The 21,514-nt window shown below is 43.1% G+C and carries 22 protein-coding genes; 13 read left to right on the top strand and 9 right to left on the bottom strand.

Annotation, left to right across the window (positions count from 1 at the left end; all coding sequences use genetic code 11):
• Nucleotides 1–221 precede the first annotated feature (221 nt).
• From VSQ61_RS21400 to VSQ61_RS21385, 4 genes are all read left to right on the top strand, one after another.
• Nucleotides 222–320 (top strand): TIGR04076 family protein, encoded by a 99-nt coding sequence (locus VSQ61_RS21400; RefSeq protein WP_334346371.1) that lies wholly within the window; start codon nt 222–224, stop codon nt 318–320.
• A 247-nt stretch (nt 321–567) separates the two neighbouring features.
• Nucleotides 568–1,779, top strand: coding sequence for a threonine ammonia-lyase (gene ilvA, locus VSQ61_RS21395; protein WP_334346370.1), 1,212 nt, complete (start codon nt 568–570; stop codon nt 1,777–1,779).
• 45 nt (nt 1,780–1,824) lie between these two features.
• Nucleotides 1,825–2,022 (top strand): DUF6019 family protein, encoded by a 198-nt coding sequence (locus tag VSQ61_RS21390; RefSeq protein ID WP_502877066.1) that lies wholly within the window; start codon nt 1,825–1,827, stop codon nt 2,020–2,022.
• Nucleotides 2,023–2,101: 79 nt separating this feature from the next.
• Nucleotides 2,102–2,749: an L-rhamnose mutarotase gene (locus VSQ61_RS21385; protein ID WP_334346369.1), complete on the top strand. Its 648-nt coding sequence runs from the start codon at nt 2,102–2,104 to the stop codon at nt 2,747–2,749.
• A 304-nt stretch (nt 2,750–3,053) separates the two neighbouring features.
• On the opposite strand, the gene VSQ61_RS21380 is transcribed toward VSQ61_RS21385, so the two are convergent.
• The 3 genes from VSQ61_RS21380 to VSQ61_RS21370 all read right to left on the bottom strand — a co-directional run bounded on the left by VSQ61_RS21380 (nt 3,054) and on the right by VSQ61_RS21370 (nt 4,989).
• Entirely contained in the window at nt 3,054–3,536 is a 483-nt protein-coding gene (locus VSQ61_RS21380; RefSeq protein WP_334346368.1) for a hypothetical protein, read from the bottom strand.
• Between the two features lie 250 nt (nt 3,537–3,786).
• Entirely contained in the window at nt 3,787–4,287 is a 501-nt protein-coding gene (locus VSQ61_RS21375; protein ID WP_334346367.1) for a helix-turn-helix domain-containing protein, read from the bottom strand.
• Nucleotides 4,288–4,404: 117 nt separating this feature from the next.
• Nucleotides 4,405–4,989, bottom strand: a complete 585-nt coding sequence (locus tag VSQ61_RS21370) for a TetR/AcrR family transcriptional regulator (protein WP_334346366.1) — start codon at nt 4,987–4,989, stop codon at nt 4,405–4,407.
• Between the two features lie 188 nt (nt 4,990–5,177).
• On the opposite strand from VSQ61_RS21370, the gene VSQ61_RS21365 reads away from it, so the two are divergent.
• The 7 genes from VSQ61_RS21365 to VSQ61_RS21335 all read left to right on the top strand — a co-directional run bounded on the left by VSQ61_RS21365 (nt 5,178) and on the right by VSQ61_RS21335 (nt 15,424).
• Nucleotides 5,178–6,572, top strand: a complete 1,395-nt coding sequence (locus VSQ61_RS21365; RefSeq protein WP_334346365.1) for an MATE family efflux transporter — start codon at nt 5,178–5,180, stop codon at nt 6,570–6,572.
• A 40-nt stretch (nt 6,573–6,612) separates the two neighbouring features.
• Nucleotides 6,613–7,668 carry an aldo/keto reductase gene (locus tag VSQ61_RS21360; RefSeq protein ID WP_334346364.1) on the top strand — a complete coding sequence of 352 codons (1,056 nt, stop codon included), beginning with the start codon at nt 6,613–6,615 and terminating at the stop codon, nt 7,666–7,668.
• 13 nt (nt 7,669–7,681) lie between these two features.
• Nucleotides 7,682–8,650 (top strand): aldo/keto reductase, encoded by a 969-nt coding sequence (locus VSQ61_RS21355; protein ID WP_334346363.1) that lies wholly within the window; start codon nt 7,682–7,684, stop codon nt 8,648–8,650.
• Nucleotides 8,651–8,757: 107 nt separating this feature from the next.
• Nucleotides 8,758–9,078, top strand: coding sequence for a flavodoxin (locus tag VSQ61_RS21350; protein WP_334346362.1), 321 nt, complete (start codon nt 8,758–8,760; stop codon nt 9,076–9,078).
• A 247-nt stretch (nt 9,079–9,325) separates the two neighbouring features.
• A complete protein-coding gene (locus VSQ61_RS21345; RefSeq protein ID WP_334346361.1) occupies nt 9,326–11,845 on the top strand; it encodes a reverse transcriptase domain-containing protein in 2,520 nt (839 codons plus the stop codon).
• Nucleotides 11,842–14,601: a hypothetical protein gene (locus VSQ61_RS21340; RefSeq protein ID WP_334346360.1), complete on the top strand. Its 2,760-nt coding sequence runs from the start codon at nt 11,842–11,844 to the stop codon at nt 14,599–14,601. Before VSQ61_RS21345 ends, VSQ61_RS21340 begins: the two co-directional genes overlap by 4 nt.
• 103 nt (nt 14,602–14,704) lie before the next feature.
• Nucleotides 14,705–15,424, top strand: coding sequence for a PDDEXK nuclease domain-containing protein (locus tag VSQ61_RS21335; RefSeq protein WP_334346359.1), 720 nt, complete (start codon nt 14,705–14,707; stop codon nt 15,422–15,424).
• A 65-nt stretch (nt 15,425–15,489) separates the two neighbouring features.
• Here VSQ61_RS21335 and VSQ61_RS21330 read toward each other — a convergent pair whose 3' ends face one another.
• The 4 genes from VSQ61_RS21330 to VSQ61_RS21315 form a co-directional block, all read right to left on the bottom strand.
• Nucleotides 15,490–16,536, bottom strand: a complete 1,047-nt coding sequence (locus VSQ61_RS21330) for a tyrosine-type recombinase/integrase (protein ID WP_334346358.1) — start codon at nt 16,534–16,536, stop codon at nt 15,490–15,492.
• A complete protein-coding gene (locus VSQ61_RS21325; protein ID WP_120480149.1) occupies nt 16,526–17,491 on the bottom strand; it encodes a tyrosine-type recombinase/integrase in 966 nt (321 codons plus the stop codon). The genes VSQ61_RS21330 and VSQ61_RS21325 overlap by 11 nt, the downstream gene beginning before the upstream one ends.
• Nucleotides 17,488–18,729, bottom strand: coding sequence for a tyrosine-type recombinase/integrase (locus VSQ61_RS21320; protein ID WP_334346357.1), 1,242 nt, complete (start codon nt 18,727–18,729; stop codon nt 17,488–17,490). Before VSQ61_RS21320 ends, VSQ61_RS21325 begins: the two co-directional genes overlap by 4 nt.
• A gap of 346 nt (nt 18,730–19,075) precedes the next feature.
• Nucleotides 19,076–19,393 (bottom strand): helix-turn-helix domain-containing protein, encoded by a 318-nt coding sequence (locus tag VSQ61_RS21315; RefSeq protein WP_160259865.1) that lies wholly within the window; start codon nt 19,391–19,393, stop codon nt 19,076–19,078.
• 154 nt (nt 19,394–19,547) lie between these two features.
• On the opposite strand from VSQ61_RS21315, the gene VSQ61_RS21310 reads away from it, so the two are divergent.
• The gene (locus tag VSQ61_RS21310; protein ID WP_502877065.1) at nt 19,548–19,769 is read left to right on the top strand and encodes a sporulation initiation factor Spo0A C-terminal domain-containing protein; all 222 of its coding nucleotides are present in this window, start codon (nt 19,548–19,550) and stop codon (nt 19,767–19,769) included.
• Nucleotides 19,770–19,875: 106 nt separating this feature from the next.
• Here VSQ61_RS21310 and VSQ61_RS21305 read toward each other — a convergent pair whose 3' ends face one another.
• Nucleotides 19,876–20,199 carry a helix-turn-helix transcriptional regulator gene (locus tag VSQ61_RS21305; RefSeq protein ID WP_160259864.1) on the bottom strand — a complete coding sequence of 108 codons (324 nt, stop codon included), beginning with the start codon at nt 20,197–20,199 and terminating at the stop codon, nt 19,876–19,878.
• Between the two features lie 228 nt (nt 20,200–20,427).
• Between VSQ61_RS21305 and VSQ61_RS21300 the strand changes: the two genes are divergently transcribed.
• Nucleotides 20,428–21,297, top strand: a complete 870-nt coding sequence (locus tag VSQ61_RS21300; protein WP_334346355.1) for a metallophosphoesterase — start codon at nt 20,428–20,430, stop codon at nt 21,295–21,297.
• Between the two features lie 53 nt (nt 21,298–21,350).
• On the opposite strand, the gene VSQ61_RS21295 is transcribed toward VSQ61_RS21300, so the two are convergent.
• The coding region (locus tag VSQ61_RS21295) for a YdeI/OmpD-associated family protein (RefSeq protein ID WP_334346372.1) at nt 21,351–21,514 on the bottom strand (164 nt) is incomplete at its 5' end.

Below are 21,514 nucleotides of genomic sequence, written 5' to 3'. Positions count from 1 at the left end.
CTCATTGATTGATACAAATGTAATTTATAAATTTCATTACGAAAAGAGATGATCCTTATAAAGATGCATGCTTAGAAGTAATGAAGTTGTATGCGGAAAATGTAATTGATGGATATTATTGACAGGTGATGAAGGATTAAAAGCATACGAACCAAAACAGACGAGTATACCCAGAAGACGCAGATAGGATTACATAATATTAGGTCTTGAAGAGATTTGGTATGAAAGGTTGGATGAAAGAAGAAAACACAATGATTACCTGCTGCTCTGACGGAACAAGACCGGTTATTTTTAAAATTGAGCGGATTGACTACAAGTAAGAGAGTGCGTTAAAATGATAAAAGAACTCTTGTAACTGTTCTGTACAGGTCGAAGCACTTGCTGCTAAGACCGTAAGAACATGATTCAGGAGTGCAAAATTCCATCGCCGCAGGCGATTTTAAATGGATTTTGCATTGTAATTGTGAAGATACTGAACAATTACGAACTCCTTTTTGACACAGCATACAGAGGAGACGATTGATAAGTGACTTGCTAAACAGACTAAAATAAAGGAGTAACAAAACAATGCTGACATTAGAGAAATTTGAAGAAGCCTCAGAGGTGGTAAAACAGGTTGCGATTGAGACAAAGCTCTTATACAGTGAGTACTTCAGCAATCAGACAGGAAACAAGGTCTACTTAAAGCCGGAAAACATGCAGCTTACAGGAGCTTACAAGATCCGGGGAGCCTATTACAAAATCAGCACACTGACTGAAGAAGAACGGGCAAAGGGACTGATCACAGCCTCCGCCGGAAATCACGCCCAGGGCGTAGCTTATGCGGCCAAGGCATTTGGCGTAAAGGCAGTGATTGTAATGCCTACCACCACACCTCTTATGAAAGTAGAGCGTACCAAGAGCTATGGGGCGGAGGTAGTGCTTTACGGAGACGTGTACGACGAAGCCTGTGCCCACGCTTATGAGCTGGCGGATAAGGAGGGCTATACCTTTATTCACCCCTTTGACGATCCGGCGGTAGCTACGGGACAGGGAACCATAGCCATGGAGATTGTCAAGGAGCTGCCCTTAGTAGACTACATTCTGGTTCCCATCGGGGGAGGAGGGCTTTCCACAGGAGTTTCCACCCTGGCGAAAATGCTGAATCCCAATATCAAGGTCATCGGCGTGGAGCCTGCCGGGGCCAACTGCATGCAGGAATCCCTGAAAAACGGAAAGGTGACTACTCTGCCATCCGTAAATACCATAGCGGACGGCACAGCGGTAAAAACGCCGGGAGAAAAGATTTTCCCCTACATTCAGAAAAACCTGGACGATATCATCACCGTGTCCGATGACGAGCTGATTGTAGCATTCCTGGATGTGGTGGAGAATCACAAAATGGTAGTGGAGAATTCCGGCCTTTTGACCGTGGCGGCCCTAAGCCATCTGGATGTAAAGAATAAAAAGATCGTATCCATCCTAAGCGGCGGAAATATGGACATTATCACCATGTCCTCCGTAGTGCAGTTCGGCCTGCGTCAGAGGGATCGGATCTTTACCGTGTCCGTGCTGCTTCCGGACAAGCCGGGCGAACTGGTGCGGATTGCGGACCTTATCGCCAAGGAGCAGGCAAATGTTATCAAGCTGGATCACAACCAGTTTGTCAGCACCAACCGAAATGTGGGCGTGGAGCTTCGAATCACCGTGGAGGCATTTGGAACCGAGCATAAAAACCGGATTTTCAATAAGCTTAAGGATATGGGGTGCAGGCCCAAGCTGGTGAATGTAATGATGTAAAAGGAATCGCAATGAGAATTGGGTTTGTAAGATTTGGAGAGATGAATGATGTGGGAAGAATTAGGAATAAGCGGCGGAACGGCAATCATAATCTTGGTGGCATTATATTTTATTATCAAATGGGCAGTAAAAAACGGAACCATAGAAGCCTATGAGAAAATTACAGGCAACAAAGTAAAAGATGATATCGATGAGTTTTTCCAAAAAGAAGCTGCCGAAAAGGAAAATAAAAAAACCCAGTAAAAAGAGTTTCCAATTCACAGAACAATAAAACAACAGCACCGGTATAGGTGCTGCAAAACTGAAACAGGAGGGTATCACTATGGAAAGACATGCGGTGGCAATGCGGATTCAGACTGGCTGCTTCAATGCCTACAGGCAGAAATTAGGAGAGGCATGGAAGCCTCTGGTTGAAATCCTGGATCGAATCGGCATCCGGAATTTCAGCCTTTGGAATATTGAGGACAAGGTGTTCGGCTACTGCGAGACGCCGGACGGCGTGACAATATCCCAAAAGGACTGGGAAGACTTTCATAAGCTGGAGGAAATCATGGACGGCACCTTTACCTGGATTTCCACTCCGGGAGAGCCCATGCGTCTCATGTACGAGGACTTCGGCGTAGTCCGGGAAAACAAGGAGCTGATACGCCACCGGGTGTTTGTGACAAAATTAAAGCCGGGGATGCAGGAAGAGTACAAGCTTCGCCATGACGGACTGGTAGAGGCAAGAAACGGAAAAATCACCCAGGGTCCCGACAGCAATTTTTCCATCTGGAACGCCGGAGACTATATATTCGGTTACAACGAGATCGACGTAACCATGGAAACCGAAGAGACCGAGGAAAGCCGCCAGGCCACCATCGCCTGGGAGACAAAAATGCTGGAGATCATGAGCTGGTACACCGATGACGTGGACTGGATTACGGGGCTTCATCATAAGCATATTCAGAGGATTGGGTATCACAACTAAAAGACAGAGTAAGAATACAGGTTATCGAGAAAATCTTAGGGGCTGCCGCTTATTTGCAACAGCCCCCATTTTTATCATCTCGGACCTTTCATGCTTGGCCAGCTCAAGATGCAAAAGAGTAACCGCCGTTAGCAATGTCATTAAGTTAAGCTTCAACAAATGTCCGGCGTAGGGGAGGAGGGCCGCCCCGGCCAGGGGTGGCGGTTCTTGCCCGAAGCCTTCACAAGCTTTTTGGTGCTTAACTTAATGACATTGCCGCCGTTAGGTGTTCATTTTCGTGTTCCTGATGTGTTTTTATAAACGGCTATTCCTCTAAAACCGCTTTATACCCATTTGCCTTACTGCCGGTAATAGTAATAAAATATGATTCACCAAAGCGTGCTTCCCATGAGATAGGATTTACATATTGGGTGATGTTTTCCGGATATATATTTTCGTAATTTGGTTCCACATATTCAGTTATGATTCTTAATTGAATCGACAACTCTACAGTATCAGAAGAACTGTTTAGTGTCTCCTTTTTCCATACCACAATGTTATCAGAATTATGCTTGATTAACGATCTATCCGCATTTGACGTACCACCACTGTATTCGTGATCATCTGCACGATAATCGAAAACCAATAATCCGATATCTTCTTCCGTATCTAATTGTATATGCAGTGCTATTTCATCATCAGCAGGTACATATTCACCAGAAAATGTTTGATGATTGTATAATAATATGGAACCCAATCCCAGCACGGCTGCTATTGCAACAGCTATACCGGTTTTCTTTTTGTTCATTTTTGAAAAACCTCCTGTTTGACAATCTAACAACTATTAAACTTCTATCTTAAGTTGCTGCGCAACGGTTCTAAAGGGTAAAGTCACTTCGACACACCTGTAATGAGAGAAACTTTCATTCGAAAGGGCACTCATGAAAGTTCCTCTCGTGTGCCTTTGTGACTTTACCGTCCAGCATAAAATATTTCTTAAAACACTTGACATTTCTTAGCTGGACTATTTTGCCCCTGGCATGTCCATTTGATTCTTTCTACCGTGTAGAAAAAATTCCAATGATTGCACCAATAAGAATAATCGGTGCTGCTCTGACAAACAGCCATTCAAATGAGTGAAATGCCACTCCAAGAACAGCAGTTTCAGGATCACTGTAATCCCAACCCAAATAGGGGCTTTCTAATGCCAATAAAATTGCAAAAATTGCTGCTATGACTACGCATAATGAGATAAGGAACCAAAGAAGCATTCGCTTTCTTGTGGTTTTTCTCTGTGCAAGCTGCAGGTTTATCACCTCCAGCTTTGCGGAAATCGCCTTTAAGTCATCAACTTTCGCCTCAATGACCTTTTCTCCAAGCAACGTACTCACGGGTGTTTCAAGCACTTCCGATATGGAGATCAACATATCGGAATCGGGAACTGACAATCCTTGCTCCCATTTAGAAATTGTTTGCCGAACCACATTCAGCTTGACGGCAAGCTCCTGCTGTGAAAGTCCTTTTGATTTTCTGATTGCTTTCATATTTTCGCTGAGCATCAACAATAGCCTCCTTTCTTTCGGTTGTTATTATAGGAAAAACTTTGCATTGCCACAAGCAATGGAAATTAACATGGTCCCTTTTTGCCCCCCTAAAGGCAAAATCAAAATGCTTTATCAGATTGGGGCATTGCATTCCACAAAGCCGTTTACACCGGCACATAGAAGCTGGTTTGATATGTTTATCATTTCATCCAAGGGGATTTTTTTCCCATCCGCTACCCACTGGCTGTACATTTCCACAGTAGAGGTCTGGATGAAATGCAGCAGGATATTTTGTTTTGGCGGCTCCAGAAGCTGGAGCCATGCGGAGTTTTTCCAAGTGGAATTCATCACATTGCTGATCATCCTGCCCCGGATATATCCGTAATTACCGCTGCAGGTGATTTTTTCGTAGACAGACCCCTTTTCTGCGGAATAAAGAAAAAATTCACGGTTGATCTTATCAAGGTCCTCCGGAATCCGGTAGTTTTTGATCCGTTCCAGATATTCTTCTATCATAACTCCCTGCAGCTCTGCCAGCAGGTCATCAAGAACGGAATAATACCGGTAAAAAGTTTTTTTATTGATCCGTGCCCTTTCGCAGAGTTCTTTGACCGTGATTTTTTCATAATCCATTTCACAGATCATGTCTTCAAAGGTTTTCTGTATGGCGTCTATGGTTTTCTGTACCCTTAAATCTTCTGTGCCGTTGATCAGCATTTTTACTGCCTCCTTGGGATTTGTGCAACCTTTTTGCGGAAAGTGTGGCATAACTCACTTTATCAGAAAAAGTGTCCATTGTTTTTACTTCCTAATACGGATATAATAACCCATAAAGAGATAAGCAACCCGAGTTGCACAATATAAGAATATCACAGAAAAATAAAAAGGTCAAGGAGGTCTGTCATATGGCAGGAAAAACAGTAACCATAGAATTAAGCAGTAATGCCAAAGATGAAACCCCAGCGGAAAATGAGATGGGGACGCTTCCCATAGGAAAACTTTTAAGGAAGATGTCCCTGCCGCTGATCATCTCCATGCTTGTCCAGGTTTTGTACGGGCTTGTGGACAGCATGTATGTGGCGAGGCTTGGCGATTCTGCATTAACGGCAATTTCCCTTTGTATGCCAGTCCAGTATCTGGCTGTGGGTATAGGGATCGGGCTTGGCGTGGGCGTCAATTCCGTATTGTCAAAAAAACTGGGAGAGGGGGATAAACAGGGAGTAAACCATGCGGCTGGAAACGGTATGCTGCTCATATGGCTTGTGTCTGTTGCTTTTGTATTTATAGGCTTGTTTGCCATGGAGCCCTTTTACCGTATGCAGACGGATATTGCAGAAGTGCTGGAGATGAGCATTTCATACAGTGAGATCATCAGTGTCCTGGCCTTTGCAGCCCTGCACCAGGTTATGATGGAGAGGCTTTTGTCGGCAACCGGAAAGGCGAATCTGACCATGGTCTCCATGCTGACGGGTGCGGTGGTAAATATTGTGCTTGACCCTGTCATGATCTTTGGATGGTTTGGGCTTCCGGCCATGGGAATCGCAGGGGCGGCGTATGCTACTGTGATCGCACAGTTCGTAGCGGCAGCAGTGGGTTTCTGGATGAATTTACATTTCAACAAAGAAGTCCGTTTCGAGAGAAAGGGCTTCCTGCCGGATGGAAGCATGATTGCGGAGATCATTAAAGTCGGGGTTCCTGTAGCACTGTCACAGTGTCTGATCTCCGTCCTCGCATTTGGCATGAACAATATCCTTCTGTCACTGTCCGCAGTAGCCCCCGGCATTTATGTGATCTATATCCGGCTCCAGAGCTTTGTCATTATGCCGGCAGGAGGGATGAGTACGGCTGGTATATCCATCATCGCCTATAATTTCGGGGCGGGGAACAAAGAGCGGATTATGGAAACCCTGAAAAAGAGTATCCTGGTAAATCTGGTCATTGCCTTTTTCGGGACCCTTGTGTTTCTGGCAGTGCCGCAGCTTCTGCTTGCCATGTTTAATGCATCGGAGGCGGTTCTTGAAATAGGGATTCCGGCACTCAGAATCATTGCGGCGTCGCTCCTTCTCACAACGACAACGCAGATACTTACCGGTTTTCTGCAGGCATTGGGGCGGGGGGCAGACAGCTTTATCATTGCGGTGTCACAGGCGGTATTTCTGCTGCTTTCCGCATGGCTGTTATCTTTATCGGGCAGTGCGGTCCTGGTGTGGCTGGCATTCCCAATCATGGAAATACTCCGGTTTTTTATCGGGGCGTTCATGGTCAGGAAAACATACAAAAAGCAGATTGCGGTGATTTAGACCATTGGGATAAAAGATTTTAAGAAAGGCAGTTCAGATAATGAAAAAAATCAGTATTTTATTCTTGACATTTATTTTGACATTTAGCATAGCAGGATGCAGCAAAGAGAGTGATGCACGGACATCCGAACCGTCAGACCATGGAGGAGCAGAAGCAGACACGGAATTGGATACAGAATCAGCGGATGTCACAGGGACAGATGAAGCAGAGCTTCCCTCCGGTACGGATGCGGAGGATGCACCGGATGATAAGAATCCGGCAGGAGTATTTGACCTTGAAAAAGGTACCGTCCTATTGAACAGCGGATATGAAATGCCGATCCTTGGCATCGGCTGTTTCAGGCTTTCACAGGAAGAAGCGGAAAACTCAGTCTACTGGGCACTCCGTGACGGATACCGCCTGATTGACACGGCCCGGATATATGGAAATGAAGACGGCGTTGGGCGTGGGATACAGAAGGCGATTGATGAGGGCATTGTAACCAGGGAAGAAATCTTTGTGACGACCAAGATGTGGACAGACGATTACGATGACGGGGCAGCGGCGATTGATGCATCCCTTGACAGGCTTGGACTTGATTATATCGGCCTCATGATCCTCCACCATTCACAGCCGGAAAATGACGTGGAGGCATACCAGGCAATGGAGCAGGCTGTTGCAGATGGGAAACTTAAGTCCATCGGGCTGTCCAATTACTATGAGCCGGAGGACTTTGACCGTCTGGTGAATGCGACGACAATCGTCCCGGCACTGATCCAGAACGAAACCCATCCATACCATCAGAGTATGGAGATGAAGGAGCATATTGCCAGGTACGGGACGGTCATGGAATCCTGGTTCCCGTTGGGCGGAAGGGGAAACACGCAGACACTTTTTAATGATGAAATCATCAGCAGCATAGCCGAAACCCACGGCAAGACTTCCGCACAGGTTATCCTGCGCTGGCACCTGCAGGCGGGCAATATCGCAATCCCCGGCTCAAGCAATGAGGCGCATATTCAGGAAAACATTGAGATTTTTGATTTTGAACTGTCAGAGGGAGAGATGCAGAGGATGACTGATATTGACAAGGACCAGAGGTTTGCAGGTTATTGATAGAGGGGGCGGCATGAAGACAAGATTATTAAGGGATATTGAAGTATCCGAGGTCGGCATGGGATGTATGGCGTTTTCCCACGGCTATGGACAGATACCGCCGGAGGAATACAGCGTGGAAGCAATCCGGAATGCTTACCGGAACGGATGCACGTTTTTTGATACCGCAGAAATCTACAGCCCGAACCTTTCCGGCATTGGGCATAATGAGCACATTGTGGGAAAAGCACTGTATGGGGTAAGGGAACAGGTGGTGATTGCCACGAAGCTGTTCTTAAATGGATTTGAAGCTGTTGGAAAGGGCTCTGTTTACAATGCAGTCCGCAGACATTTGGAAGGGTCGCTTACACGGCTTGGAACGGACAGGGTGGATTTATATTATCTTCACAGAATGGGCGGTGCGTCCGTGGAAAAGATTGCGGAAGCTATGGGCAGGCTTATGGAGGATGGACTGATCCGTGGCTGGGGACTGTCACAGGTAGATGTACCCGTCATTAAAAAGGCGAACGGGGTGACGCCGCTTTCTGCAGTCCAGAATATTTATTCCATGGTAGAGCGGGATGCAGAACAGGGCGTGATTCCTTACTGTCTGGAGAACAACATTGGTTTTGTCCCGTTTTCTCCCATCGCCAGCGGGCTTCTTTCCGGGAAGATCACGGTGGATACACAATTTGAGAGGCATGATGATGTCAGAAACTGGGTCCCGCAGCTTTCCAAAGCAAACATAGCGGGCAACCAGCCAATCATTGACCTTCTGAAAAAATTTGCGGAGATGAAACATGCCACCAGCGCACAGATTTCCCTGGCGTGGATGCTGCACAAATATCCAAATGTAGTCCCAATACCGGGTTCGAAAAATAAGGAGCGCATTGTTGAGAATCTGGATGCGTCCAAAGTGGAGCTGACAGACGAAGAGTTCCGCTCTTTGGAGGAAGCGCTGAACGGGTGCAGGGTATATGGCCACCGGGGATTTCGCAGGTAGCGGCCAAGGCGGCAGTTCTATAGGAAAAACCGTCGCAGAGGGCATTGCCGCAGTCGGCGGAGGGGTAATTTTGAATAGATAAGAAAATAAAAGATGGAGGTATTGCCATGAAAAAAGTGTTGATCGCTTATTTTTCCCACGAAGGAGAAGCCTATGTGGGAGGGAAAATTGTAAAATTGAAGATTGGAAATACAAGGGCTGCGGCACAGATGATCCATGAATTGACAGGCGGGGATGTATTCCGCATCGAAACGGAGAAGCCATATCCGGATAACCATATGGAAACCGTGGAGCTGGCAAAATCCGAGCAGAATGCAAAAGCACGCCCGGCATTGAAAGCGGATGCCCTGAAAATGGATGACTATGATACTGTAATCCTGGGCTACCCTAAAATGGAGTATGGTTTTGAGGGTGTATTGTGTGCATAGCGTTTGAAAATAGTGGAAAATAAGGACTGTATACACAAACAGTAAAGATTAGTGCATGGTGTTGAGTGAAAGGAGTTTTGGTGGTTAGGTTAGAAAGAGTTGAATATATATTTTAGAAATAGGTATGAGTCGGGGACGAATCATGCTTTTTTTGAGCAATAGTAATAGATAATTTTAGAGATATACGTTATAATACAATTCAAGTGAACTAAATACGCAATGATTTGTTTTCAAATAGGAGAGTCTTATGGCAGTTGATCGGCTTATGCATGATATCGCGCAGTTGGAGTACACTCTTTTTGTAGTGAATACTTATGCCGCAGGTATTCAACAGAATGACGGAAGATATATAACAAAATATTTTCCCATGTCTCCGTTTGTGATTGAACATATGCTTTTAAAGCATGGCTCTATGGGGTGTTATCAGCAGGGATATAGAACAAATAGGATTAAATGGATATGTTTTGACTTTGATTGTAAGGACAAAGTAAGCCCAGATGTATATACTATGTATAAGCAATGTGTTGCTCCGTTTATATATATGTTAGATGAAATAGGAATTAATTATTTAACAGAATTTTCTGGACGGAGAGGAATTCATGTATGGATAATATTTAAAACCTTAGTGACAAAAGACTTGGGATTTCGCATCGTATGTGAGCTTGAAAGGAGATGTCGAGCCCTATATGAAATTAGAGAGAGTGAGCAATGGGGGCTAGACAGATTTCCAGCCACAGATAGTAGCCGGAATAATATAGTTGGAAAGCAAGTGAAGTTTCCTTTATCATGTCATAGATCTGGTGCAAGATCGTATTTTTTTATTGGAGAATTCAGAGAAAAAGATGACACAGAATCAGAGCAGTTTCTGAATGAACAGCTGAATATTATGAATAGTTATTCACCTAATGATGTGGGGAAAATAGCAGAAAAGCTTAATTTGGATATTTCCCGATCTGATGTAATGGTGCTAAAATATAGAAGATATCATCTTCTTGGGGAAATAGAAATCACGATAGATCAGGTAATTAGTATCTTGTCAGAAACCGTAGTGTTTGACCATATTTTTCGAAGGATGGAGCAGGGACTTTCGCTACATCAAGATTGGACAGTACTCCTTGGAACATTATATTTATGTGACTCTAATGCGCAGTTAGTGAAAGATGTATTTAGGAGATTTCCAAATTATGATGAGAAAAAAACAAGTAGCAATATCGAAAAGTTAGGTGAGAGATACTTTCCGGCTACTTTTGGCTATCTCTATCGTATATATGGTATAGATATGGAAACTTCACTTGACGAGAGTGAAACAGGCTTGCATTATCTGTTGCGAAGATGTGGACTGGAACAGAATATTCTGATTCAGCTTGAAAACTTGAACGAAAAGGTAGCTATATCAGATATCCGTTATACAGTTGATAAGGAGAAGAATTACCTAAAAGAGAATGACGAAGTGCCGGATGTATCTATTTGGAATCAGCTTTGTGATTTGAAACAATATGATCTGCAGTTCTATGATAGACTGATTAAAGGCGTAGTAAGAGGGGAGGCTTCAAAGTATACCCCAACAGGGTTTAAAGTATTTGAAAGGATAGAATCCCTAGAAAAGAAAAGAATGTTAGTTTCGCTTTCAGCAAAAGATCGTGTAATCACGACCAACCTTGCGCTTCGCTTATGCAGCCTGATGAAGAGTAGTTGGAAATCATTCAGTTACCATGTATCTTATACATCGCAAGATTATATTTTTTATTATTGGTATTCTTCATGGGGAAAATTTATAGATCATATTCGAGTGTTTACAGAGATTCCTTTTATGGATAAATTTGAAGTATTTTATATTGATCTTAAAGGATTCTATGATCATATAGATTTTTTGACAGTATATAGGACCTTTGAAAATGCATTGGATAAAGAAACAAAAAACATCTTCCTTTTTTTAATAGAATACAATAATAAATTGATGAAAGAATTGAAAAACGGCCACAGGATTGGTGTTCCACAAGGCCCAGCCTATGCGAGGATAATTGCTGAAATGTTTTTGGATCGATTACTAGACAGGGCTTTTTCGCAATTTGAACATGGTGCTTTTTATGTATATAGGTATGTAGATGATATTATTTTTTTCTGCCGTCCAGATTTTGATGGAAGGGCACTGTTTGATGAATTGATATCATTTCTTCCTTCGGCGGGTCTTCCTGTTAATTTAGAAAAAAGCAAATATTTTGGAAATATTAGCACATTGACTAATGAAGAAAAAAGTATACTTTTGCATGAAGACAGCTTTAACTATGAATTAAATGAAAATGAATATACTGGTATTTTGCTTGAAGAAGAAAAACGGAAAAAGCTGAAAGATTATTTGATGAAAAATCCATTTAATATTGGATCACTGGGGTACATTTTTGGGAAAAATACGATTACGGAGGCACAGATATGGTGTTTGAAGAAATTTAGCAGTGATATTCTGAGAAGTTATGAAGGCAGAGGTAGCAACTTCAGAAAGTTTTATGAATTTTTATTCCGAAACGAGCGATATATGAATGAAATTTTAGATAGCAAAAGGCTATTTCTTATTCCTTTGGATTCTTTAAATTTTAGCAATTTTATTCATACATTGTATTATGCTGTACAGGATAAGGTAATTGCGCCAGAAATATTTGAAAGAATAAAGCAAGAATATCTGACAGAATTGTTAGATACAGAATTTAAGGAAGATGACAGCGTGATTGTAAAGGCATTGGTTTTGATTAGTGCGGGAGGTACCAGATGAAAAGTCTTGAAACTTACTTACAGGCTTTGCAGGCAGGAAAATATGGGGAAAATATCATAGCAGGAACAATTCAGAAGTTAGAGTCTTGCAGTTTGCAAGAATTGTCAGAACACAGACTTCTTGTTGCGGCAGTATATTGTCAGTTATTGCAGTACTGTCATTCTATGTACGAAGCAGGAATTCCGGAACAAATAATCAAGGATTTGTTGAATGTATTTGAAAATATCGAACAGATAGGAGCAGAAGCAACAGAAGAGGAAAAAGAAAATAGTAACTTGATTACTGTTTGGTTTTTACACGAGTTAAAAGCACACAGAGAGTCGGGAGATGTTTGGAATATAAATGATGAAACTCTCCGTGACTCAATGAGAATTCTTCTGCAGGAATTGGACAATCTATATTTTGTTTTTGAAATAAAAAAGGATGGAGAGTATGTATTTCCGATTCATGAGATGATAACAAAGGTTGTCGAAAAACCAGAATTTGTCAATGTTGATAATCCCTTGAGTCTATATCATATACATATTTTGCAGCTTGCAGTAAAATTGTTCACATATAATATAGATGGACAGAAAATAATCCAAACATTAATGAAACAGTGCAATCTGCAGTTTATAAACTATCTTCATTCGTCTGGAGAGATAATTGATACCCCGGACTTGTTGAATTATCAAAAAAATGGTGTCATGATTTTTTATAATAAAGAAACGAATAGGGTTCTGATCAGAAGTAAAAATAAGAATTATTTTTCTGCGAAGCCACTTTGGGAAATAAAAGAGTTTACGATTGAAGAGGAGAAAGATTATCATGATAATGAAATTGGATTTTTTGTAGAATATAATTTGGAAAAAAATGATTTATTGATAGACTATTCAGAGGTTTTAAAGGACGGAGCAGGTCGTGAAGCCTTTTTAAGGATGGTTTTTGATAGGGAAATATATAACATTCTTTTTGAACATTCGATTATTAAAGGGATAGATGGTACTTTTCAGCCAATCAATCCTTTTTGTTGTAATGATGTTACAATAATAAAAGGGCATTTGAAAGATAAAAATGGTAAATGTTATGATAGAGAGCATTTTCTTGATGCATTGCTTCGATACAGGAGTTCAGCCCTTAAGATAAGCAATACATGTGTAATGAACAGGGTATCATTTGGTCTTGCTGTTTTGCTTTTACAGAAAGAAAATACGGGTATTGATGCATTGCAATTAGACAAACTCGCAGAAGATGAATGGTACCAGAGCCAATTGTTGAAGAATTGGGCAGAGAAATGCAAAGAGCCAATTGAAGCATTAACATTTATTACAGAACGATGGCAGAAGGAAAATGACTATTGTATTCGGAGTTCAGGTAAGTCGAAAATCTCTGGAGAAAAAAATATTGAAGAGCATGAAATAGAAACACTGGACTTTTATCCGTTAAAAAGTGAAATGGATTGGATATACCTGATGATGGGATGTGAAAATCCGGACAAAGTGTATATTCTACATGGAAAAGTGCAGGAAGATGATGAAGAGGATTTGATTTTAGGTATAGATTTAACTTTTGATATCTGCGGAAAAAGATTTAGTCAAGATACAGGACAGACTACATTGACCGTAAAGTTGGAAAGTGTGGAAGACCCGGAGGATTTGTTTGGAGATGTGTGGGGAAGTGGAGAAGAATATTATTTTTTATATGACAGCAAAAAGCAGAAAGGGATTGTTTATGAGCAACCTCTATTGAAAATGTTATCGGCTATTGAAAAAATTCAGGAAAAGAATCAGTTGACGTTGGAAACGCTTTCCAAAATATGTCAGACACAATACAATGAGATAGTTTCTATGATGCGCCTACAGGAGGAGGCGCTATGTGAAGCAGGTAAAGATATTTTCTGTGATTTTGATTCTCAGGTATATTATCGTCTTGTTCATAATTTACTTTGGTCTGGAATTAATAAGGATAATATCAGCAGTTATCTTCGGGTTTTTATGCATCATCAAAAACTGGAATTTAAAGATATTATCAAGGATGAGAAATTTATGCGCAAAGATATGAATACATTATATGTTCCAAAAGACAGTAGAAAAAGCGACAGTGTGCTTACAAGCATATACGAAAAATATCTGAAACTAAAAGGAGTTCGTGAATCAAATGATTTGTATGATGATGAAATAGAAATCCGAAAAGATGGATATTATCACAATGATAAATGCATCAAAAATATCGTGTTTCTTTGTGATAATTTTGAGGTTGGTAATGCAACCATAAGAATGTTGAAGGCCTATTTGAATATTGATATGTCAAACGAGGAGGAAACAGAAAGAAAGTATGTAGAAAGTGCAAAAGCAAGGTGCCAAAAATATTATCTTAAAAAGAGTGATTCTGCTAATAGTTCGGATGTTTTATCCCAAGTGCCAGAGCAGCTTATAGAGATAATGCTTGGAGATATCATTGAAAAAAATACTTGTACTATTGAGGTACATGGCTACTATGGGACAGAAACAGGGAAAAAGGCGATAGAGTCATTTCTTCAAGAACAAGGTATAAATGGGGCAGCTGTAACTTATGAAAAAGAGATTGTAAACCATGCGTCTCAAATTATCAGCGAATCGAAATGTATCTGGCCTAAAACAAGAGATGACGTATATACAGTAGTACGTGAATTTAACATGACAAAAGGTAATGTTTTTCCAAATGAAATGTTGAGTAATCCTAAGAAAGCGATTTGTATGTTTGTAAAAAAGGGAGAGATTATAAAAGCTAGGATATAGAAAACAAAATTCAGAGTTGGGAGAAATTTTGGGGATTCTGGTAAAGAGTGAATATAATTTGTGACAACAGTGTTGACACAAGTTTGAAAGGTGGTAGATTTTGATGAAAAATGATATCTCATCAGCAGGTAATCTCATCCAGATTATTAGTCAATCAAGGCAGAATGCACTGAAAAAGGTTAATGAAGAGCTGATTCAGATGTACTGGCGGGTGGGAGAATATCTGAGTACAGAATCTATGAAAGCATCATTTGGAGATGCTTATATAGATACAGTGGCAGAAGAAATCCAAAATGCTTTTCCTGGAATTAAAGGATTTAACAGGCGTGGTCTGTATCGTATGAAAAAATTTTATGAAACTTATGCAGATGATGAATTTGTGACAACACTGTTGTCACAAATAAGCTGGTCAAACCATCTGGCTATCATTTCAAAAGCGAAAACACCCGAAGAGCGTCATTTTTATATAACGCTATGTATAAAAGAAAATTATTCGGCACGAGAACTATCCCGCCAGATTGACAGTGGGTATTATGAACGATATATGTTGTCCAAGGAAAAACTGTTACCTGAGCCGATAAAAGGATTGAAAGAAAATCCATTTTTGGATTCTTATGTGATAGAATTTCTGGATTTGCCATCTAACTTTAAGGAACCTGATTTAAGAAAGGGCCTGATTAGAAATATGAAGGATTTTATTCTGGAGGTTGGCAGGGATTTTACGTTCATTGATGAAGAATTCCGAGTCCAGGTTGGTGGTGAAGATTATAAGATTGATTATTCCGATTCTCTGATTATTCCGATTTTAGCACAGGCCGCCTAAAAAAACTATATACAGTCTGCATGAATTAAACTGTCTATGCTATTTTATCGGAATAATTTTTTTGATTAGTATCCCCTACAGAGTCGCCCGATGATGTCGTCATCACCTTCCCAAAACGCTTTTTCTGTGGGGAGGCTGGCGACTTCCCCAACATTTTGCGAAGCCTTTTCAATCGCTTTGCGTTTCATCTCAGTGTCAGCATATGCGTAGATACGGGTCGTTTCTGGATCCTCATGGCCGAGAAATTCCGCTAAAAGGGCCAGCGGCATTCCCGCACGGTAAAGGTGCATGGCACGCAACTTCCTGAACATGTGGGGATGGATCCTTTCAGGGATGTCAGGTTTTTCCATTCTCGCTAAATCGGCATATTTTTTGAGGAAACGGGCAACATTGTCATCCGACATTGGTGTCTTCTCCCTTTTATGTATCGTGTAAAACAACGGCTCCTGTAAGGCTGAACCCTGATGAAATTTTCTGCGGTAGTTGACAAAAAGCGCTGTGGTCTCCCCTGAAACAGGAACAAGCCGGGGCTTTGCGCCTTTGCCCCATAAGTAGACAGCATTGTTATCTTCATGGAAATCCTCCAGCTTCAGCCCCAGCATCTCGCAGTCCCTTGCTGCCGAATCGTACATCAGCGCCATGAAAAACTGATCCCTCACTCCGAGTCTTGTCTTTGTATCCGGTACGGCCAGCAGGGATTTCATCTCTTCTGGGCTCAGGAATTCAATGACATATGAACGGTCAGCCCCCTTTTTCAAGGGTATCTCCCCCAGTGCTGCCGAACAAGGATAAAGAACAGGTTCCATGGATGCCGCATATCTGAAAAATGATCTCAGGCAGCTTAGACGCTGGTTCCTTGTTGATGGTTTCCAGCCTTTCTCGAATTCCATCTGGTCAAGAAATCCAGTCACGACCGCTGGGTCGATATCTGAGAAAGCAAGCCGACTGTTGTCAATGCCCTTTGCAGCAGAAAGGTAACGGAGGAACAGGTTCCATGTGTCATGTATACTCTGTATGGTGTTGTCACTGCAGCTGCGTTGTTTTGGAAGAAACACGGTAAAATACGGCCTGAGATGTTTGCGGACCAGAACCCTTGAGGCATCAGCTTTCATGCGGCACCTCCGGGATGATCCCCTGGATGTCCATGAACTTCTGGATACCCAGCTTCTCTGGCAGAAGGTGGATGTAATAGAAGGTGCTGTTAAAAGTGACATGCCCCATGTAGGTGCTTAAGTATGGCGCATATGCATTCAGGTCCTTTCCTTCCTCCACCCAGCGCATGAGCGTCCTTGTTGCGAAATTATGTCTGAGATCATAGGGGGTACAGCTTTTGGAAGATGTATTGTTCCCGGCATTTTCCCAGCATTTGTGGAATTTTTCCGTCATCCAGCCATGCGTGTATGGGCTGCCGTCAGGGGACGGGAAGAAATATGTCCTGCCAGGATGGAGGGATTCTGCTATGGCGTCATATTTCCTGCACAGTTCCATCACATTCGGCAGAGTCAAAATCCTGCGGTCCCTATGGCCTTTTGCTTCATCTATATATATCATGTTTTTCGAAAAATTAAAGTCGGCCCGCTTCAGGGTCCTTGCTTCCTGCGGCCTCATTCCCGTAGCGAACTGGAGCCTGAAGATTACCGGAACCGTATATTCGAGCAGGGGGCTGTTGTCCGCATGAGGATAACGGTCTGCCGCCCCGAAAAATGACCGGATCTCATTATCTGACATGATATAGGGAAGGTCTGCTTTTTTCTGCGGGAAGAAATTCATGGGAAGGATGTATGCCTCTTTCCCTATGGCAGAGAGGTAACGGCCGAATTCCCGGACTGTGCCTGCGCGGTATCCGCAGTTTTTCCCATCTGTCCCGGCCTGACAGAAGCCAAATGCGATCTCCTGGGTGAGCGTGCCGGAATCCGGATGATGGGACAGGCAGTACCGGTCAAAAGTCTGCAGGGCCCAGGCATAGCTTTCGCATTTATGTCCGAGCGCGGCTTTGTATTCCACCATCCCCTGGATGTCATCGGCAAAAAGGCTTGCAAATACAAATGTTTTCTGTTTTGTTTTCATTGTAGCCCCTCCTTCTCTGTAGCGAACATGCTGATGTCCATGCAGCATTCAGCCAGCATTTCATCATGGAGGGATATATAGTGCCTGGACGAATTTATATCGCAGTGGCCCAAGATCTGTGACACCTCTTCCGGCGGGGTCCCGTTCCTGACGAGATTGGTTCCCATAGTCCTGCGGAGCCCGTGAAATGTCTTTCCATCACCGAAATGGTGTTCTATACCATTTTTCTTGAAGTAACGTCCCATGAGGTCCTTTGTGGGAGACGCAGATGAAAGCATAGGAGAGTAAGGTTTTCTGAGGCGGAGAAAAACATATGGACTGCTGTATTTCGGCCTGGCCTCTAATATATAGTCTGCTACAGCAGTCCCTGCCCGGAGCGTCAACGGAAGTGTAAGCGGAGTGTCCGTCTTTTCCTGTTTCACCCGGATTTCCCGCTTCTCCCATAAAATGTCGGAAAGCTGCATCTTGGCAATGTCCGACCATCTAAGGCCGGTGTCAAGCGCAAGCATTACCACCGCATAATCACGCCTGCCCTGTTTTGTTGATGTATCTATGCTTTCAAGTATTGCCTTTGTTTCATCATCATCAAATGCCGGAAGCACCCTCTCATGTACAGGTGCCGGGTTTGCCAGAAAGAAATCGAATGTTCCCGAGAGGGCAACGCCGCTCTTTTTGACATAAGCAAGGAACTTTTTCAGAGGCCATGTGAGGTTTACGTAATTGCCCATGTGTTTAGGAGCCTCTTGGATCACATATGCACGCAGGATATCAGCTGACAGATCCTGGATAGTGAGGCAGCCTGCTTTCTCAAGATACTTCAGAAATTTCCGGATTTCATGAATGATGTTATAGACTGACCCTTCGGCAAGTTTTCCGGAAATAGACTCCTCAAAAGAACCAAGAATCTGCTGGTAATTTTCAGGTAGTTCCGTTATTGTATACCTGTTGCGTTTCCATTCAAGCGTACCTGTTTCGAAACAATCTGCCACATAGTAAGCGGCTTTCCGCATGATCAGTGCATAGATTTTGCCGAATTTACCATTTTCAGCCAATTTCAGCTGTTCTGCTGTGAAAGAAGCCGCATCTTTGTATGAGAATTCCTGTAGGGCATTGCGCTGACAATAATCCCTGACATGCGAACAGCAGCAAGAGTAGTACTTTACTGTTGCAGGAGCCATAGGGATACTTTTCAAAAAGGAAAGCACCTTTTTGATGGCTTCATCAATTGATAGTGACATGGATATGTCCTCCTTTGCTATGGTTTATTTTAATAGCATAACAAAGGAGTAATCACTTAGGCAGGGGATTTAGAATTATTCCGATTTTTTCTTATGGGGGGACTGTTAATATCAAGGTTTCTATGCTAAAATCGGAATAATCAGAGAATCGGAATAATCTATGTTATTCTGAAATCGGAATAATATTGATTGTCTGTGTTATTTTTGATGGTGCTGACGAATGCATCGGCATGGAAGGAGGCATGAAGAAGAGAGCCACAGTCCAAAGAGCAGGAGGACAGATGGAACAGGATGGGGAGGTGTGTTTCTGAAAAACAGGTAGCACCGGTACTCACGATACTGCCTGTCATTTTCCGCCAGCCTTCATCCGCTCAATGAACCCGATCAGCAGCCGGATATCCTCATCCGACATGGAATAAATGTGTTCGAACGCTTCCTGCTGTGTCAGGGTGGTTTTCCGTTCCTCGTTGAAAAACTCCATGGGTGTCACGCCCAGGTATTCGCAGATATACAGAAATTCACTCATGGACGGCAGCGCCCTGCCGGAGGTGATGCTGCGGATATAGCTGGTGCTGTGGCCCAGATCCAGGCTCATCTTTCGCTCGGAAATCTGTTTTTCCTGCCGGAGACTGGAGATTCGGTCCCGGATAAACTGTTCATCCATTTTGATGTCCTCCCAATGTGTTAATCTTAAGCTCTGTACAGGGTAAAAACGAGCGATTATAACGCTTGTTTTGGTTGAAAAAGATAATATTATCGCTTATAATCAAAAAGAACAGGCGATTATAGTTTTTACCACGGAGGAGATTTCTATGAGCATGCGGAAGATATATCGGGAACTGGCGAAGAAACACGGGGTGAGTGTGAAGGAAGTACGCAAGGATATGCAGGCAGCGCTGACAGAGGCGTATACAAATCCGCTGAATAACAATGCGATCACAAAAGCTTACCAGAACAGGGTGCCGCGTCAGGACAAGATCCCTACCCCGGAGGAAGCGGTGCGTTATCTGGCGGGAGAATTGAAGAAGAACAGGGCATGAACTGCGCTGTATTTTACTGTGAGAAGATGAGAGGCTCCGGAAGAAGGGAAAGACAGAGGACAGGGAAGAACCACTTCCCCTGAGAGTGCGGGAAATGGTTCTCTGCTCATTGTTCCTGCAGCATGGCTTTGACAGTACCGAGAAGGATATGGATGTCCCGGTCAGAGCAGGACTCCAGCATATGGGCAAGCTGCGCCCGCTCGGATCCTTCTGAGGGCTGTTCCGGATAGAAAATACGGTCTGCTGAGATGTGCATGCTATGTATCAGCCGGTAGAGAGCAGGGAGCTTAGGAATCCTCCCTTCATTCTCGATGGCGATAAGGTAGCGGCAGCTGATCCCGGCCCGCTCCGCCAGCGCTTCCTGTGTCAGACCGCAGTCCATCCTTGCGTTTTTGATTGTCATCCCAAAAAATTCATGTAAATCTTCCACTATTTGTTCACCTCCCAGTAAGATTGTACTAATGGAAGGGGAAAAGCGGAATGAACTAATATTTCAGTTTTTACATGAACAAATATAAAAATAGGGAAACATGCAATCTTTATGGTATACTGGAGAGGACAGAATAGAAATTGATAAAATTCCATGTAATCTGATATTATCTATGGCAAAATGAATGAAACAAAGTTAATAGGAACAATTCTTAAATGGAGCAGAATAATGAAAAAATGGAAACCTCGGAAAGGCACGATAAAACTGTGCATACTAAGTGCAGTGCTTCTCACAGTAATCATATGGACCATATGGGGCAATACTGCATTGATGGTGAATACAGTCACGGTCACAGCAGGCCGTATCCCTGTTGCATTTTCTGGCTTCCGGATTGCACAGGTGTCAGACCTGCACAATGCTGAATTTGGTGAAAATAATGCAAGGCTGCTAGAGCTGCTTTCAGAGAGCGGGCCGGACATCATCGTGATCACAGGGGATCTGGTGGATTCCGGGCATACGGATATTGACATAGCCATCAGATTCGCAGAGGAAGCGGCTCGAATCGCACCGGTTTATTATGTGACGGGCAACCATGAAGCGAGGCTGTCACAATATGACAGACTAAGGAACGGGCTGGAGGCGGCTGGCGTGTCCATGCTTGAGGACAGGGCGGTGGAGCTGGAGCGTGACGGTGAAAAGATCACACTGGCTGGGCTTTCCGACCCGGACTTTACAGTGAGGGGCGATATATTCGGGGAAATACCTGCCATGGTCAGCACAAAGCTGGAGAGTCTGGCCGATACAGAAAGCAGCTACACGATCCTGCTCTCACATCGGCCGGAGCTGTTTGAAAGTTATGCGAGCAGCAGCATTGACCTGGTATTGAGCGGTCATGCACATGGCGGTCAGTTCCGTCTCCCGTTTATAGGCGGTCTGGTCGCTCCGAACCAGGGACTGTTCCCAAAGTATGATGCGGGGGTATATATGGAGAGCAGTACACAAATGGTAGTCAGCCGTGGTATCGGCAACAGCATCATACCAGTCCGGTTTAACAACAGACCGGAGATTGTTATAGTGGAACTATTTGCAGGGCAGTAAAAAGCCTGCATAGGATTTTAAGAAGAGCAACAGAGAAAAGCAGGGCGGCTGGATTATTCTATCAATCGTCCGTTATCATTCCATTCCCCATACATAACGCCTTTTCTGGTATTATCGATCAATTTTTGCAGCCTGCTTTGGAATAATTCCGGCTGTTTCTTCTTGATCTGAATGGTATCAATCCGTACCCGCTGGTACAGGGGAGGGAATTTTTGAA

Source organism: Candidatus Merdisoma sp. JLR.KK006 (assembly GCF_036941035.1).
In the GTDB taxonomy this organism is placed as follows: domain Bacteria; phylum Bacillota; class Clostridia; order Lachnospirales; family Lachnospiraceae; genus Laedolimicola.
The sequence above is the reverse complement of the archived record's forward strand: the minus strand, read 5'-3'. Positions and strand labels throughout refer to the sequence as shown.

What these genes read in the sequence shown, in the direction of transcription:
- VSQ61_RS21400 (WP_334346371.1), top strand. Translation starts at nt 222, where the DNA reads ATGAAAGGTTGGATGAAAGAAGAAAACACAATGATTACCTGCTGCTCT.
- ilvA (WP_334346370.1), top strand. Translation starts at nt 568, where the DNA reads ATGCTGACATTAGAGAAATTTGAAGAAGCCTCAGAGGTGGTAAAACAG.
- VSQ61_RS21390 (WP_502877066.1), top strand. Translation starts at nt 1,825, where the DNA reads ATGATGTGGGAAGAATTAGGAATAAGCGGCGGAACGGCAATCATAATC.
- VSQ61_RS21385 (WP_334346369.1), top strand. Translation starts at nt 2,102, where the DNA reads ATGGAAAGACATGCGGTGGCAATGCGGATTCAGACTGGCTGCTTCAAT.
- VSQ61_RS21380 (WP_334346368.1), bottom strand. Translation starts at nt 3,536, where the DNA reads ATGAACAAAAAGAAAACCGGTATAGCTGTTGCAATAGCAGCCGTGCTG.
- VSQ61_RS21375 (WP_334346367.1), bottom strand. Translation starts at nt 4,287, where the DNA reads ATGCTCAGCGAAAATATGAAAGCAATCAGAAAATCAAAAGGACTTTCA.
- VSQ61_RS21370 (WP_334346366.1), bottom strand. Translation starts at nt 4,989, where the DNA reads ATGCTGATCAACGGCACAGAAGATTTAAGGGTACAGAAAACCATAGAC.
- VSQ61_RS21365 (WP_334346365.1), top strand. Translation starts at nt 5,178, where the DNA reads ATGGCAGGAAAAACAGTAACCATAGAATTAAGCAGTAATGCCAAAGAT.
- VSQ61_RS21360 (WP_334346364.1), top strand. Translation starts at nt 6,613, where the DNA reads ATGAAAAAAATCAGTATTTTATTCTTGACATTTATTTTGACATTTAGC.
- VSQ61_RS21355 (WP_334346363.1), top strand. Translation starts at nt 7,682, where the DNA reads ATGAAGACAAGATTATTAAGGGATATTGAAGTATCCGAGGTCGGCATG.
- VSQ61_RS21350 (WP_334346362.1), top strand. Translation starts at nt 8,758, where the DNA reads ATGAAAAAAGTGTTGATCGCTTATTTTTCCCACGAAGGAGAAGCCTAT.
- VSQ61_RS21345 (WP_334346361.1), top strand. Translation starts at nt 9,326, where the DNA reads ATGGCAGTTGATCGGCTTATGCATGATATCGCGCAGTTGGAGTACACT.
- VSQ61_RS21340 (WP_334346360.1), top strand. Translation starts at nt 11,842, where the DNA reads ATGAAAAGTCTTGAAACTTACTTACAGGCTTTGCAGGCAGGAAAATAT.
- VSQ61_RS21335 (WP_334346359.1), top strand. Translation starts at nt 14,705, where the DNA reads ATGAAAAATGATATCTCATCAGCAGGTAATCTCATCCAGATTATTAGT.
- VSQ61_RS21330 (WP_334346358.1), bottom strand. Translation starts at nt 16,536, where the DNA reads ATGAAAGCTGATGCCTCAAGGGTTCTGGTCCGCAAACATCTCAGGCCG.
- VSQ61_RS21325 (WP_120480149.1), bottom strand. Translation starts at nt 17,491, where the DNA reads ATGAAAACAAAACAGAAAACATTTGTATTTGCAAGCCTTTTTGCCGAT.
- VSQ61_RS21320 (WP_334346357.1), bottom strand. Translation starts at nt 18,729, where the DNA reads ATGTCACTATCAATTGATGAAGCCATCAAAAAGGTGCTTTCCTTTTTG.
- VSQ61_RS21315 (WP_160259865.1), bottom strand. Translation starts at nt 19,393, where the DNA reads ATGGATGAACAGTTTATCCGGGACCGAATCTCCAGTCTCCGGCAGGAA.
- VSQ61_RS21310 (WP_502877065.1), top strand. Translation starts at nt 19,548, where the DNA reads ATGCGGAAGATATATCGGGAACTGGCGAAGAAACACGGGGTGAGTGTG.
- VSQ61_RS21300 (WP_334346355.1), top strand. Translation starts at nt 20,428, where the DNA reads ATGAAAAAATGGAAACCTCGGAAAGGCACGATAAAACTGTGCATACTA.